This window comes from Rhodococcus sp. NPDC077669 (genome assembly GCF_040686915.1).
Classification (GTDB): domain Bacteria; phylum Actinomycetota; class Actinomycetes; order Mycobacteriales; family Mycobacteriaceae; genus Rhodococcoides; species Rhodococcoides fascians.
Map to the genome: position 1 here is coordinate 264,033 of NZ_JBFBMD010000005.1, position 14,481 is coordinate 278,513.

Genomic DNA, 14,481 nt, shown 5'->3' on the forward strand with positions numbered 1-14,481 from the left:
CAGTTGGCGACACGCCGCGTTGTGACCTGTCCGTTATCCATGACACCGGTCACTGCGCTACCCACGACCCCGATCACGCCGTCGTCCACACCACCCGATCACGAGTGCGGAGGCGTCGGCGCATTCTCGATCAGATCGGCCGCCCACGCCGCCGTCCACTGGGTGGCCGTCGTGCCGGAACCGTCGACGACGAAACTGTTGTACGACGCGTGCACCGGATTGCCCGCCGCCCCGATCAGAATTTGGATGCTCTGCGGAATGTTGCGCAGCGACAGTCCATCCGACGGGGACGCACAGATCAGGTCGCCGGGTGCACAGATCTGATTGGTCCGGTCGTCGAGCGCGCCGAATCCGCCGTCCCGACGCCCCGTCATGGTGATGCCGGGGAGGTCGAGTCCCCCCAGGGCGACCTCGGCTCCGACACCGTCGAGCGGTCCCGGCACGTCGGTACCCGACACTCCGTCGCGGCGGCCGTCGGCGATGAGGGTGACGCCGAGGACACGATCGGCGGAGATGGGTCCGTTACCCGCGCCGATGTCGGCCGCGATGTCGCCGGAGATGACTGCTCCCTGAGAGAAGCCGGCCATGACGAAGTTGGTCAGTGGGCATCGCGCTGCGACGTCCGACATCTTCTGCACCGCAACGTTTTTGCCCTCGGTACGGCTGTTGTTGTACGACTGTTGGCCGTCCGGCGGCAGCGCGATGGGGTTCGAGAACTGTGCGACGTAGGGAACCGTGTAGACGTCCGCGCGAGATCCGGGGAACTGCTCCTGCAGCGGCCGGGTGACGTTGAGCATCAGCGACACCGGATTGGCGGTCGGGTTGTACGGGTCGTCGGTCGACGACGACTCCCACGTACCGGGGATGGCAATGACCTGGACGTCCGGGCAGTCCGCCGGTTGCGAGGTCGGCTGCTCGGGCCCCGGCGGCGGTACCGGTCCCGGTCCGGGTCCGAGACGCCCGGCGAGGAGGTACCACAGGGCCACGATGACGAGCCCGATGATCACCGCGAAGGCGATCACCGGCAGAACTCTGCGTTTACGTTTGGCCATCAGCGCGAACTACGGCGTGCAGTACGTCGCCTGCGCGGCGGCGATGTAGGTCTGGGCAGCCTGCTGGGCCTGCGTCTCGTTCATCTGCGTTCCGGCTGCACTCGCCTCGACGCCGACGTTCGCGGTGACGTAGGTCGTGATTTCGTCGGCTGCGACGCCCTGCGCCTGCGCGGCACAGATGTAGTTGGCCGTCGACACCGCGATGTCGCCGTTGCCCGCCGGGGTGACGCCCTTGCTCTTCAGCTCGTCGAGGAAACGCTGGCCACGGTTGTCGATCTGGCTCTCCGTCGGCCCCGGGAAGTCGTCCGGCACGGCCTGGGGTTGCTCCGGCGGTGCCGTCGCCGCCTCGCCCGGGCTGGTGGTCGGAGCGACAGTAGTGGTGGTGCTCTCGGCCGCCGACGTCGACGAACTCGCCTCGGTCGTCGTCGCAGCTGCCGTGGTGGTGCTGGTCGGCGCGCCGGTGGCCGTCGAGTCGTCACTTCCACACGCCGCCAGCATCGAGCTCGCCGCCACGGCGAGCACGCCGAGTGACAGAGTTCTGGCCAGAGAATTACGCGTCATCGATCGAAATCCTTCGGTCGTCGGGTCGCAGGCGAGAGTACAGCCACGCTCTGAGAGAACTCTGAAGCCGTGACTGCCTCCGGTCACGGAGCGATCGTGGCCTTGCCGTCCTTGACGGTGATGATGCCGAACTGGAAGTTCTGTTGCTTACCGCCACCGTCGATGTCGAACTGATCGCTGGTGGGGTAGCCGAGGCGGCCACCTTCGTAGCCCACCGATCCCCAGGCGTCGAAGATCGGGCCGTACGGCAAGGACCAGGCTCCGCTGACCGGGCTCCAGTAGATGTTGCCGGTCTCGAACTGATTGAACCGTCCGCCGTCCCGGATGGGGCCGATCTCGTTGGACTTGGGGAACCCGAGAGGTCCACTCTCCCAACCCAATTCACCGTACTTACCGAGAATCATGCCCTGCACAGAATGCACGCCCGCGTCGGGCGAGGTGTAGATCGCGCCGATCTCGAAGCCCTGCACCGAGCCGGGCTTGTTGGGTGTTGCCACCTCGTCGAGCACCGGGTATCCCAGAGGACCGCCCTCGTACCCCTGGGCTGCCCACTCGTCGAGCACGGCACCCTTGACCACATGGGCTCCGGTCTGCGGCGTGAAGTAGACCATGCCGTTCTGGAAGGCGTTGAAGCGACCGCGGCCGTCGGGAGTGGCGATCTCGCCGGTCTTCGGGAAGCCGAGCGCACCCTCGGGGCCCTTGTTGCCCTGGTAGATACCGCCGATAGCGCCGGCAACCACCTGCGCCCCGGTGTCAGGCGCGAAGAAGACCCGACCGAAGGTGAAGTCCTGAGCTCGTCCGCCTGCGACGTTGTACTCCGCGGTGAGGCAGGGACCCAGCCACGAGTTCGCGCCGCTCGCATTGCCGATCATGCCCGCGACACTGCAGGCGGGCTTGTCGACCTCGACGCCGAGTGCCGTGGCGAGCTGCGGCCACAGCTGGTGCAACTCGAACTGCCAGTACGGCCACGAGTGCGTGCCCGACGGGCGGTAGTTGACCTGCGCGGGGATTCCGAGCTGGTTGAGCTTGGTGGCGAAGGTCTGGGAAGTGAGTCGCGAGAGGATCTCGAGCCCCATACCCGCGTAGTTGGTGCTGACGCCCGGAATCGGCGACGGCTGATCGTACGGGCCGGTCGAGCCGTTGCCACTCGAGATGTAGAGGCTGACGCCCTTCAGCTTGTCGGCCAGCAGGTACGGATCGTGCTGAGCCCACAGCGAGTTGGACGGTGCGCCCCACATGGCCTTGGAGTTGTAGCCGCCGGCGTCGGTCATCGCGTACTGGATGGCCTGCGGCATGCCGAGCGAGGTGGTGGTCAGGATGCCCGACAGCGAACCGGCGAACTTGAAGAAGCCGGGGTTGCGGGCCGCGAGGAACATCGCGGACGTGCCACCCATCGACAACCCGACGACGCCACGGTTGTCGGTGCTGCGCCAGTCCTTGGCCAGGATGGGCGGCAGCTCCTTGGTCAGGAACGTCTCCCACTGGTAGTTCTTGCCGTTGTCCTGATCGACCCAGTCGGAGTAGAAGCTGGACTGTCCGCCGATCGGCAGCACGACGTTGACGTTCTTGTCGGCGAAGTAGGCCTCGGCGTCGGTCTCGGCCGTCCAGCCGTTCTCCTGGTCGGTCGCCCGGAGGCCGTCCAACATGTACACCTGCGGGAACGTGGCCTGCGGGTTGATGTTCCAGTCACGCGCGAGCAGCAGCTGCACCTGGATGGGCGTTCCCATCGAGGGCGACTGGATCCACAGCGCGACGCGGCGATCGGAGAGCCAGTCCACCGAGGTGACGGTTGCTCCACCGGTCTGGGTGTAGGCGGGGCCGGTCTGCGCCATCGGGGCGGCATGAGCAACCGGGGCTGCAGTGGCCAGCGTCGTCGTCGCGAAGGGAATCATCAGCGCGGAGGCGACAGTCACTGCTGCTGCCGCTCGCCGAGCCCGTGTGCCGGCCGATGGGGTACGACCGAACCGAACAAGCTCAGTGCGCATGATGGTGACTCTCTTTCCTGTGACGACCGAAGGTCTCGTCTCGAGACATGCTTCGTATGTCTTTCTACACGTGCCCGATGGCCACGAACAGCAGACTCGCTGTGACTGGTGGTGCGAATGTGAATTGGGGAGGCTCGAAGAGCCTGCGCTTGAACCGACAATGCCGCCCGACGCGAGAGCGTGGGGCGGCATTGTCGGAGAGCACGTTACGGAACCGAATCAGGCGTTCAGCGCGTCCAGGATCTGGGTGCGTGCCTTCCACAGCTCGGCACCCCAGTACGGCCAGGCGTGGATTCCGTTGGCCGGGAAGCTGTAGGTCGCCGGGATACCGAGGGTGCCCATGCGGATCTGGAATGCACGGGTGTTGGCGAGCGAGAGTGCCTCGAGCGCCATGCCGTTGGCGGTGTTGTAGAAATCGATCGGCGCGGCCGGGCGGTCGAACTGGCCGGGCAGGCCACTGGCTGCGGAGATGTACAGCGACAGACCCTGCAACCTGGGTGCGAAGACGAACGGGTCGTTGCGCAGCCACGCCGGGTTCCAGGGCGGTCCCCACATGGAGTCGACGTTGAAGCGACCGGCATCGAGCATCGCGATACGAATCGCCTCACGCATGCCCGGGGCCGAGATGTTCAGGTAACCCGAGAGCGAGCCAGCGAACTTGAACTGGTCGCGGTGGTACGCGGCGAGCGTCAGGGCAGCCGAACCACCCATCGACAGTCCGAGAACACCGTTGTTGTTGCGCGAGACGCCGTAGTTCTCCAGGAACGCCGGGAGCTCCTGCGTCAGGAACGTCTCCCACTTGTAGGTGACTTCCTGGCCGTTGAAGTTCGACGAGGTGTACCAGTCGCTGTAGAAGCTGGACTGTCCACCGACGGGCATGACCAGCGTCACGTCGTCGTTGGCGAACTGATCCTGCGCGTTGGTCTCGAAGGTCCAGGCGTTGCGATCGTCGCGGGCACGCAGGCCGTCGAGCAGGTAGAGAGCAGCGTTTCCGCCGCGCGCCGCCCACTGGACCTGGACCTTGATCGGACCCATCTCGGACGGGACGATCAGGTCCTCGCGGCCACCGGCCGGGGTCTGATGGACGACGGCAGTGGGGGCAGCGACTGCGACTGCGCCGCCGACGACACCGGCTGCGATCGGCAGAACGAGTGCGGCAGCACCCACGCCGAGCAGGCGCTGACGCCAGCGTGATGACGCCTTCGGGTTACTGCTGAGGCCGGCAAATCGCATGAATCGTGCTCTCTCTCATCTACGCGGTCTCCGCTGTCGTAGCGGCCCCCGGCAATCGAACAGGGCTGACTGACGGCCCATGAGGCCGGGGTGAAGCTGTGGTGTGTCGAAAAGTTGAGGTTCTGCTGCATAACAGGCGAACCGCTCGATGGAGGTTATTCCATCGAGCGGTTCCAAGGCAAAACTGTGATCAGCGTCCCAGTTTCGCCTCTGCAAGTTTCTGAAACAGGAGACAATCCTGCGCGGTCCCCGCTGAACAGCCCTGAAAAGTCGTGAAATATCACTACAGGGCCGAAAGCGGGGACTGCGACAGTAAACGCTGCCGGGTGGATCAGTTACCGATGTTGGCGCTCAGGTCCGGTGCCATGACGCGGATCTGCTCGCCCCAGTAGCCCCACTGGTGGGTACCGACGGCCGGGAACGCATACGTGACGTTGTTGGCACCGATGCTCGCCATGCGGATCTGGAAAGCACGGCTGTTCGCCAGGGCGATGGCCTCGAGGCCCATACCGTTCGCGGTGTTGTAGTAATCGATGAAGCTCTGTGGGCGATCGAGACCGCCGGGCAGACCGCTGCCTGCGAAGACCCACACGCGCGTGCCGTTGTCACGCAAGCGAGGCGCGAAGACGAACGGGTCGTTGCGCAGCCATGCCGGATCCCACGGCGGGCCCCACATCGCGTCGATGTTGTAGCGGCCGGAGTCCAGCAGAGCCAGGCGCATCGCCTCGCGCATGCCGGGCGCGGAGATGTTCAGGTAGCCCGACAGCGAACCGGCGTAGCTGAACTGGTCCGGGTGGTACGCAGCCAGCGTGAGGGCTGCGGAGCCGCCCATCGAGATGCCGATGACACCGTTGCGGTTCGGGTTGAAGCCGTAGTTCGCGCGCAGGTTCTCGCGGAGGTTCTGCGTCAGGAAGGTTTCCCACTTGTAGGTGGTCTTCTGACCGTTGAAGTTGGACGGTGCGTACCAGTCGGAGTAGAAGCTCGACTGTCCACCGACCGGCTCGACGACGTTGATGTTCCACGAGGCGAGAACTGCTCCGGCGTCGGTCTCGTGCTCCCAGCCCGAGATGTCGGTCGTGGCGCGGAGGCCGTCGAGCAGGTAGACGACGCGGTTGGTGTTACCGTCCGCTGCCCGCCACACCCGGCTCTTGATCGGGCCCATGCTCGAGTCCGTCCAGACGTCGATGGCGTTGCCGTCGAACGCTGCGTTGGCAGTTGCGCCACCGCCCGCCACGGCCAAGCCCAGTGGTAGCACCACTGCCATCAGCATGGATGTTGCGGCGCGGCGTCCCCAGGAGCCCGCTCGCTTGTCCCCGGACCGGCTCTTCCATCTACCCAGCATGCACTCGACCTCTCAGCAGCTTCGTCACATCGGTTACGCAATCAACGATTGATCTCGCAAGTTCATCATGTACGCGCCCGACCCAGGGTCTGGCGCATACATATCCTCCGCACTTATCGCACGAAGTACGTCGTCCGTTACAGGATCGAGACAGCTCATCTTCGCGTCGAGACCGAATCGGCGCAACCCGGTGATCTTCTCGTGTTCTGTCGGCTAATTATCGGCCTTCAATACAGGTGCCGGAAGATCACATCGCTGTATTTCGTATTTCGGCACCCGATCGAATCGATAACCGGCATAGAACAACGAACGTTTCACATTCCGGACGAACAGATCCTTCGTCAACGGTGCTCGGTAGGACGTCAGCATTTCTTGGGTGTCCGGGCAGGTCAACGCCACCTGAGCTTCGGTCACCCAGTCCTCGTCCATGTACCAGGGCAGGTACGGATGGATGCCGACCAGCCCCAGATCGGCGACGACCCAGTCCGGGTAGAGGTTCTTGTCGTGACCGATGCGGCCGTTCTCGAGGCGTTCGGTGTGCGATGCCAACGGGTACGCCAGCCCCATCTGATCGATGACCCGCACGTCGAGGCCGACGTTCATGCTCGTCATCCCCAGGTTGAGGAAGTAGACGGTGTGACCGAATCCACCCTCGGGGATCGGGAGGGGCGGCGGGACGACATCCCAGTAGGTGAACTGCGCGGACGGCAGCAGCAATCCGCCGTCCGGGGTGTCGTCGATCGCCTGAACCATCGCCCGCATCCGCGGATAGTCGAGATAGTCCGACGCCAGGATCGGATGAGCGTGCCCGGTGTTGAGCGAATAGAACGCTCGTTCGTCGACGATTCCGCTTCGTCCGACGATCGAGCCCTGGGGCATTCCCGTCGTGTTCGCCGCAATCACAGCCCAGACGACGATCCCACCCCAGACGAATACATCTGCGACGAAAACAGCAGTCGCACGATTACCGGACCATCGTTGCGGGAGCGCGACGGGCAATATCGAAATGGGCAACAGCAGCGTGAACAGGGCGGGCAACAATGTTCGCCCGTGCATGAAATCGCCACCGACTCGAATTGCGTAGACCGCGAGCAACAATCCACTGACGAGCACGAATACGACGACAGCGGTCGGCGTGCGCAACGCGGCGAGCAGGCCGCCCACTGATCTGGGAAGCGTCGGGCGCACTCGTGTCACCGACAGGGCGGCACCGAGCAGGAGCAGCACCAGCGGGAGCCACAGTAGGTACGGTCCCATCAGGTTGGTCAGATACGCCCACCCTTGCGACCACTTGGCACCGCCGGCGTCCTTGGACACTGCGGTGTTGGGGTACGGAAGGCCGTAGTAGCCCATACGCCAAATTTGGTACAGCACGGGAACCGCGCCGGCGAATGCGAACACGCGCAGCCTCGACAACCACGTCTGTGGGGCGAGGAAAAGCATCGCCAGTGCCAGAACCGACACGATGGACAACTCGGGGCGCACCAGCGGGCCCAGGCCCGCGAAGAAGGCCAGCAGCAGCAGTTCGACGCCACCGCCGCGGCGTTGCCCCCACCGCACCATCAGCAGCCACAAAACCGCCAGCCAGAAGATGACCAGGCAGGTCTCCAGCCCGGACGTCGCGAAGTCACGGGCCGGCGGTACCGCGATGTACACCAGGACGCCCGCGGGGAGGAAGAGAGTGCGTGACGCAGTGCGACCACGCAGGGCGAATGTGCCGATCATCGCGATGACGACGGCCGCTGTGGACAGCACGAGCGCGATCGTCAGGACCACGTACTCGAGCCGGCCGTCGCTGAGCCAGCTACCCGCGTAGACGAGGTACGTCCAGATGGTGCTCGTGTTGGTCTCGACCCGCTCGCCCGCGTTGAACACCGGGCCGTTGCCGGCCAACAGGTTGCGGACGGTGCGCAGGACGATCAGGCCGTCGTCGGCGATCCAGCGACGTTCCCAGGCACCCCACAGAAACAGGGCACCGGTGACGACGGTCCCGACCCAGAAGACCGCCCTGGTCGAGACCGCCGGTGCCGGGGTGTCTTCTCGCGTGTCTCGCTGGTCAGGCGAGGTAGACAGCGACACCAACCACTCCGATCCACGCTATGGCGAGTAGCTGGAGAACCCTGTCTCCCAACGCGATCTCTTCGGGTTCGCCTGCCTCGCCGCCGTCTACGTCCACTGCGTATCGCAGGATTGCGATAGTAAACGGAATCATCGAGATGGCGAACCAGTTGGAGTCCGTTTCGGCGTCCTGTTGAAAAGCCCACAGGCCGTAGCAGATGACGACGGCCGTCGCGGACAGCGTCCACACGAAGCGCAGATATGTCGTGGTGTAGTTCTCGAGCGACTTACGGATCTTCGCCCCGGTGCGTTCGGCCAGTTGCAGCTCGGCGTAGCGCTTGCCCGCCGCCATGAACAGCGAGCCGAACGCCATGATCAGCAGGAACCACTGCGAGAGCGGGATCGAGGCAGCGACGCCACCGGCGATCGCGCGGAGCAGGAAGCCAGAGGAGACGATGCAGATGTCGAGCACGGCCTGGTGCTTGAGGCCGAAGCAGTACGCCAGCTGGATGACGATGTAGACGCCGATGACCAGCGCGAGCTTCCAGTTCGCGAAGAACGACAGGCCGACCGCGAGTCCGAGCGACACCACGGCCATCGCGTAGGCGATCGTGACGGGCAGGACTCCTGCAGCGATCGGCCGGAACCGCTTGGTGGGGTGCGCGCGGTCGGCCTCGACGTCCATGGCGTCGTTGACCAGGTAGACACCGGAGGCGGCGAAGCAGAACACGATGAACGCGAGCGCGACGGACAGCAGCACGTCGCGATCGGTGACCGAGCCTGCCGCCAACGGCGCGGCCAGGACCAGCACGTTCTTGACCCACTGACGCGGGCGAAGCGCCTTGACGATGCCGTCCGCCAGATTCTTCGGCGGTGCGCCTACGGGTGCGGCATCCTCGCTCATTTGTCTCCTTCGAACTTCACGACGGCAGCAGCCGTCAACGCGCCGAGTGCAGATCCGGCCAGCACGTCGGTGGGGTAATGGACTCCGAGCACCAAGCGCGAGAGCAACATGGGTGGGACGAGGACCGCCGGTAACGGTAGCCCGGTCACGCGGCCGAGGAGAACCGCAGCCGCTGTGGTGGATGTCGCATGTGACGACGGGAAACTCAGCTTGCTCGGCGTCGAGACATTGATCCGGACGGCCGGATCGTGGGGACGTGGCCTGCGCACGATGCGCTTGATGACGATGGACGCGGCATGCGATCCGACGGCACCGACGGCCACCGACGCCCACTGGCGTCGCCGCGGCGCGTCCAGAGCAGCGCCGATACCTGCGATCGCCACCCAGCCGAGGGCATGTTCGCCGAAGTGCGACATCCCGCGCGCAACGGTGATCGCACCGGGGGCGCTACCGACCGTGGCCTGCACCTTCTCGAGGATGCGCACTTCGGTCGGCACCTCGGTCTGGCCTTTACGCCTGGTAACGAAAGACACGTTCCCACGTTTCCTTACTGGTCAGGTGCGGCACGGCATCACGGTAGCGGGCCTTGAGAGCAGGGAATTCGGCTGCCAACTGTTTGCGCAACGACAGCGCTTCCTTCAGCAACGCCGCGGCCTGCGCGCGGTCGCGCTTGCGGTAGACGACGCCTCGGCCGTCGGCGGTGGTGACGGTGACGCCGTCGACCTGGGACAGCAGGAACCAGCGTGCGTCGAGAGTCGGCACGTTGAGCTGAGGACGCTCGTGGTGCTGCTCGTGCGCAGGCTTGACGTTGTGCAGCAAGCCCTTGGCCAGACGACGGACCTTGGAAATCGGGTTGGTCGGCAGGCCGACGGCTCCGACTTCCTCACCCGATGCGAGCGGCAACTCCGTGGAACTGCCGACAACGACGGCGTCGGGGAATTCCTTGCGCAGTGCGTGCACCGTCGGCAATGCCGTGGGCAGGATCTCGAGGATGTGCTCGGGACCGGCCAGGAAGTCACGAATCGCGAGGTTCTGGATGGCGACCGTCGAGTACTCGAGGCACAGCAAGTGCTTGACGGTGGCCTTGATCGTGTCGAGCACCAGGCCCTTGCCGTCGCCCGGCATGTGCAGCGACGCAACAACGAGACGGTTGCGCAGGTGGAAGTACGCCTGCCAGTCGATGGCGTCGTCCTTGTCGCTCCACGCCATGTGCCAGATCGCGGCACCCGGCAGCGTCACCGTCGGGTAGCCGGCTTCGCGTGCACGCAAGCCGTATTCGGCGTCGTCCCACTTGATGAACAGTGGCAACGGCTGCCCGAGTTCCTCGGCGACGACGCGCGGGATCATGCACATCCACCAGCCGTTGTAATCGACGTCGATGCGGCGGTGCAGCAGCTTGCTGGTGCGCAGCGGATCCTCGGAGAAGTCGTGGTCGTATTCGACGTTCTGCGCGCCGGTCCACATGAAGTTCCCGCGGTCGATCACTTCACCCATGACGTGCAGGTGACTACGCGCCTGCAGATTCAGCATCTGGCCGCCGACGAGCGTGGGCACCTTGGCGAATCGCGACATCGCCAACGCCCGCAGAATCGAATCGGGTTCGATCTCGATGTCGTCGTCCATGAACAGAATGTGTTGGCAGGCAGTGTTGTTCAGCGCCTCGTACATGATCCGGCTGTAGCCGCCGGACCCACCGAGGTTTGCCTGATCGTGGATCGCGAGACGGCCACCGAGCGCAGCTGCGGCCTCGTCGAAGCCGGGCTCGTCCTTCGCCTTGCGGGTGCCCTGATCCGGCATGATCACGGCCTGGATCACGTCGAGCACCAACGGGTCCGAGCCAAGGGCGACAAGCGCTTTGACGGCGTCGGTCGGTCGGTTGAACGTGGGGATACCCACGGCGACGGTCGCCTCGCCGGGAGCGTCGATCGGCGCGTACCAACCGGCACTCTCGAGGACCACCTCGGAATCGGAGGTGATGTCGAACCAGATCCACCCGCCGTCCTCGAACGGGCCGAGGTCGATCAGAAACTCTTGCGCCGCATCGCCGTCCACGGCCTCGCGGCCCTCGACGTGGATGCGCGACGCATCGGCCTTGGACCGGTAGACGTCGATTCGGCAGTGGCCGGACACCTCGACGCGCAACACCACGGACTTCAGGATGCTGTAGCGCCGCCAGTAACTCGCCGGGAATGCGTTGAAGTAGGTGCAGAACGACACCTCGGACTCGCCGCCGATGGTGAGCGAGGTACGCGAGAGCGAGTGCGCGCGTTTGGCATTGGTGGTCGCTTCTTCGAGGTACAGCGTGCGCACGTCGAGCGGCTCACCCGACCGGGGCAGCAGTACTCGCTGCAACAGCGATTTTCCGAGGACCGGCGCGACGTCTGCCACCCCGTCCTCGAGCAGGTGCTTGGCGGTCATTTGTCCCCCGCCAGGGCGGTGCCGGTCTCGAAGTGCGGGGCCAGGGTGTTGTCGTACATGTTCAGTGCGCTCGCGATGGCCATGTGCATGTCGAGGTACTGGTACGTGCCGAGTCGACCACCGAACAGCACACCGTTGGAGGCCGTCTCGGCCTTCGCGCGGTTGCGGTACGCCTCGAGCTTCTGCCGATCGTCGGGGGTGTTGATGGGGTAGTACGGCTCGTCGCCGCTCTCGGCGAAACGTGAGAACTCGCGCATGATGACCGTCTTGTCGGTCGGGTACTCACGCTCGGGATGGAAGTGGCGGAACTCGTGGATCCGAATGAACGGCACGTCGCCGTCGTTGTAGTTCATCACCGGCGTTCCCTGGAAATCGCCGACCGGGAGCACCTCGGTCTCGAAATCGATGGTGCGCCAGCCCAATTCGCCCTCGGAGTAGTCGAAGTAGCGGTCCAGCGGCCCGGTGTAGACGATCGGGGCGTTCGGGCTCTCGGCGACCAACTCGTCGCGAACATCGAACCAGTCGGTGTTCAGGCGGACGTCGATCTTCTCGTCGCGTGTCATGTTCTCGAGCCACGCGGTGTAGCCGTCGACCGGCAGCCCCTCGTAGGTGTCGTTGAAGTAGCGGTTGTCGAAGGTGTAGCGCACCGGCAACCGGGTGATGTTGCCCGCGGGCAGTTCCTTCGGATCGGTCTGCCACTGCTTGGCCGTGTAGTCCCGGATGAACGCCTCGTAGAGCGGACGTCCGATCAACGAGATCGCCTTCTCCTCGAAGTTCTGCGCGTCCTTGGAGTCGAACTCACTGGACTGATCCTCGATCAGGGCCCGCGCCTCGGCCGGGGAGAAGAACTTTCCGAAGAACTGCGAGATCAGCCCCAGGCCCATCGGGAACTGGTACGACTGACCGTTGTGCAGCGCGAAGACGCGGTGCTGGTAGCCGGTGAAGTCGGTGAACTGGTTGACGTAGTCCCACACGCGCTTGTTGGACGTGTGGAACAGGTGCGCACCGTACTTGTGAATCTCGATACCCGTCTCGGGCTCGGCTTCCGAGTACGCGTTGCCGCCCAGGTGGTGCCGCCGGTCGAGAACGAGAACACGCTTGCCCAGCTGGGACGCCGCCCGTTCTGCCACGGTCAGACCGAAGAACCCGGATCCGACGACGATGAGGTCGTAGCGGCCGGTCGCGGTGGCGTCGGAAGAGGTGGTCTCGGGGCTTACAGCAGTCACGGGCAACCAGGGTATCCGACGATCGTGACGGCTCCACCCCGCCAGGCATCGCCCGGCCGGTCCGGTGTCAACCCGGCAGGCGTCGGAGCAGGTAGGTATCCATCACCCAGCCGTGTGCCTCTTTGACCTCGGCGCGGGCGCGGCGAATGTCGTCGAGCACGTCGTCGAGCGGCCCGGCCACGAGCTTCTCGTCGGTCGTACCCAGGTTGGCTCCCCAGTGGATGCCCCACCCTGCGCCGGTTAGCGCACTGCAGGCCAGGTTGCCGTCGAGCATGACGACGAGGTTGTCCAGCCCGGCTGCGACGTCGCCGGCCAGGTTCCTGCCGGTGGTGATGACGATCGGGCCCCCGATGCGATTGAGCACGAGTCGATGACTCGCCGCCAGCATGGACACGCTGGAGATGCCGGATGTGACATCGAACTCGATGTCGCCGCGCAGTTCGGCGATCCGCTCGACGACGCGGATGGTGCTGTCGTAGAGCGCCGGGTCGCCCCAGACGAGAAATCCGACGACGGTGCCGTCGGCGAGACCGTCGAGCACGTCGGCGTACGCCCGGGCGCGGGCGTCGTGCCAATCGAGGACCGCGGTCTCGTACTGCCGAGGTGACCGGTCGCGTGGGGGATCGGGCACCTCGATGACCCGGTAGCTGCCACCGTGGTGGCGCTCGAGGATCTCCTGCCTGGCTGCTGCCAGATCCCCGACGGACGCGCCCTTGTCGGCCACGATGAACACGTCCACGGCCCGCAGCTTCTCGACGGCCTGGACGGTCACCTGGTCCGGATGTCCACCGCCGATGCCGATCAGATGGATTTTCACGAGCGGTCCCGGCAGGCGTCGTACAGGTGGGATTCGGCGACGACGCGACGAGCGAGAGCAGGACCGACGAGGATCACTGCGGCCTGACGCAGGCCGGCGGCCTCGACCTGGTCGGCGATGTCGGCCAGAGTGCCGCGCAGAACCATCTCGTCGGGCTTGCTGGCATGGAAGACGACCGCGGCGGGGCAGTCCGAGCCGTAGAACTGCGCCAACTCGTCGGCGATGATGCGGGTGCGAGTGATGGCCAGATGCAAAGCCAACGTCGCGCGAGTGGCCGCGAAATTGGCCAGCGCCTCGGTGTCCGGCATCGCCGTCGAGCGGGCCTGCGCGCGAGTGAGGACCACCGATTGCGTCACCTCGGGAACGGTCAGCTCGACGCCCAACGTGGCCGCAGCGGCCGCGTAGGCGGGCACTCCCGGGGTGACGTCCCACGGCACACCCGCGGCGTCGAGTCGAGCCGACTGTTCTGCGATCGCGGAGTAGAGGGAAGGGTCACCCGAGCACAGGCGTGCGACGTCGTCCCCGCGCTGGTCGGCCGCGACGAGTTCGGCGGTGATGGCATCGAGATCGAGCTTCGCGGTGTCGACCAGGCGAGTACCGGCCGAGCAATGTTCGAGGATCGCGTCGTCGATGTAGGTACCGGCGTAGACACACACCGGACTGGATCGCAGGAACCCGACGGCCCGCAGCGTGAGCAGGTCTGCCGCTCCGGGTCCGGCTCCGATGAAGTGCACAGTCACAGGTGGAAAGCGTAGGGGGCGGGAGTGGAGCCTGCGGAATGACCCATGAAGGCGGGAGTGGAGCCTGCGGAATGACCCAGGAATGCAAGCCCCGACGCGCCGCGCCATTGGAACTTCCCGGCTGTGGCTAACTGTCAAGCTAAGG

The 14,481-nt window shown here is 65.3% G+C and carries 12 protein-coding genes; all 12 read right to left on the reverse strand.

All coding sequences use genetic code 11. The features are described from left to right. Positions 1-98 precede the first annotated feature (98 nt). Positions 99-1,052, reverse strand: a complete 954-nt coding sequence (locus AB0P23_RS09015; RefSeq protein WP_027494808.1) for a cutinase family protein — start codon at positions 1,050-1,052, stop codon at positions 99-101. Between the two features lie 9 nt (positions 1,053-1,061). Beyond that, the gene (locus AB0P23_RS09020; RefSeq protein WP_032366756.1) at positions 1,062-1,613 is read right to left on the reverse strand and encodes a DUF732 domain-containing protein; all 552 of its coding nucleotides are present in this window, start codon (positions 1,611-1,613) and stop codon (positions 1,062-1,064) included. Between the two features lie 83 nt (positions 1,614-1,696). Beyond that, positions 1,697-3,505: an alpha/beta hydrolase-fold protein gene (locus AB0P23_RS09025; protein ID WP_032401161.1), complete on the reverse strand. Its 1,809-nt coding sequence runs from the start codon at positions 3,503-3,505 to the stop codon at positions 1,697-1,699. A 312-nt stretch (positions 3,506-3,817) separates the two neighbouring features. After that, positions 3,818-4,831: an alpha/beta hydrolase family protein gene (locus AB0P23_RS09030; RefSeq protein WP_027494811.1), complete on the reverse strand. Its 1,014-nt coding sequence runs from the start codon at positions 4,829-4,831 to the stop codon at positions 3,818-3,820. 331 nt (positions 4,832-5,162) lie between these two features. Continuing rightward, on the reverse strand, positions 5,163-6,173 hold the full coding sequence (locus AB0P23_RS09035) for an alpha/beta hydrolase family protein (RefSeq protein WP_174557192.1): 1,011 nt from the start codon (positions 6,171-6,173) through the stop codon (positions 5,163-5,165). A 213-nt stretch (positions 6,174-6,386) separates the two neighbouring features. After that, positions 6,387-8,252 carry a flagellar motor control protein ZomB gene (gene zomB / locus AB0P23_RS09040; RefSeq protein ID WP_032374175.1) on the reverse strand — a complete coding sequence of 622 codons (1,866 nt, stop codon included), beginning with the start codon at positions 8,250-8,252 and terminating at the stop codon, positions 6,387-6,389. After that, positions 8,230-9,135 (reverse strand): decaprenyl-phosphate phosphoribosyltransferase, encoded by a 906-nt coding sequence (locus tag AB0P23_RS09045; RefSeq protein WP_027494814.1) that lies wholly within the window; start codon positions 9,133-9,135, stop codon positions 8,230-8,232. Before AB0P23_RS09045 ends, zomB begins: the two co-directional genes overlap by 23 nt. After that, positions 9,132-9,668 carry a phosphatase PAP2 family protein gene (locus tag AB0P23_RS09050; RefSeq protein ID WP_174557191.1) on the reverse strand — a complete coding sequence of 179 codons (537 nt, stop codon included), beginning with the start codon at positions 9,666-9,668 and terminating at the stop codon, positions 9,132-9,134. Before AB0P23_RS09050 ends, AB0P23_RS09045 begins: the two co-directional genes overlap by 4 nt. Beyond that, positions 9,646-11,553, reverse strand: coding sequence for a glycosyltransferase (locus AB0P23_RS09055; RefSeq protein ID WP_032374176.1), 1,908 nt, complete (start codon positions 11,551-11,553; stop codon positions 9,646-9,648). Before AB0P23_RS09055 ends, AB0P23_RS09050 begins: the two co-directional genes overlap by 23 nt. Then, positions 11,550-12,779 (reverse strand): UDP-galactopyranose mutase, encoded by a 1,230-nt coding sequence (gene glf, locus AB0P23_RS09060; protein WP_032366753.1) that lies wholly within the window; start codon positions 12,777-12,779, stop codon positions 11,550-11,552. Before glf ends, AB0P23_RS09055 begins: the two co-directional genes overlap by 4 nt. Before the next feature lie 67 nt (positions 12,780-12,846). After that, entirely contained in the window at positions 12,847-13,596 is a 750-nt protein-coding gene (gene cobF / locus AB0P23_RS09065; RefSeq protein WP_032401110.1) for a precorrin-6A synthase (deacetylating), read from the reverse strand. Next, on the reverse strand, positions 13,593-14,336 hold the full coding sequence (gene cobM, locus AB0P23_RS09070) for a precorrin-4 C(11)-methyltransferase (RefSeq protein ID WP_032401109.1): 744 nt from the start codon (positions 14,334-14,336) through the stop codon (positions 13,593-13,595). Before cobM ends, cobF begins: the two co-directional genes overlap by 4 nt. Positions 14,337-14,481: the final 145 nt, after the last annotated feature.

Coding starts and splice junctions, on each gene's coding strand:
- AB0P23_RS09015 (WP_027494808.1), bottom strand. CDS start 1,052: ATGGCCAAACGTAAACGCAGAGTTCTGCCGGTGATCGCCTTCGCGGTG.
- AB0P23_RS09020 (WP_032366756.1), bottom strand. CDS start 1,613: ATGACGCGTAATTCTCTGGCCAGAACTCTGTCACTCGGCGTGCTCGCC.
- AB0P23_RS09025 (WP_032401161.1), bottom strand. CDS start 3,505: ATGATTCCCTTCGCGACGACGACGCTGGCCACTGCAGCCCCGGTTGCT.
- AB0P23_RS09030 (WP_027494811.1), bottom strand. CDS start 4,831: ATGCGATTTGCCGGCCTCAGCAGTAACCCGAAGGCGTCATCACGCTGG.
- AB0P23_RS09035 (WP_174557192.1), bottom strand. CDS start 6,173: ATGCTGGGTAGATGGAAGAGCCGGTCCGGGGACAAGCGAGCGGGCTCC.
- AB0P23_RS09045 (WP_027494814.1), bottom strand. CDS start 9,135: ATGAGCGAGGATGCCGCACCCGTAGGCGCACCGCCGAAGAATCTGGCG.
- AB0P23_RS09055 (WP_032374176.1), bottom strand. CDS start 11,553: ATGACCGCCAAGCACCTGCTCGAGGACGGGGTGGCAGACGTCGCGCCG.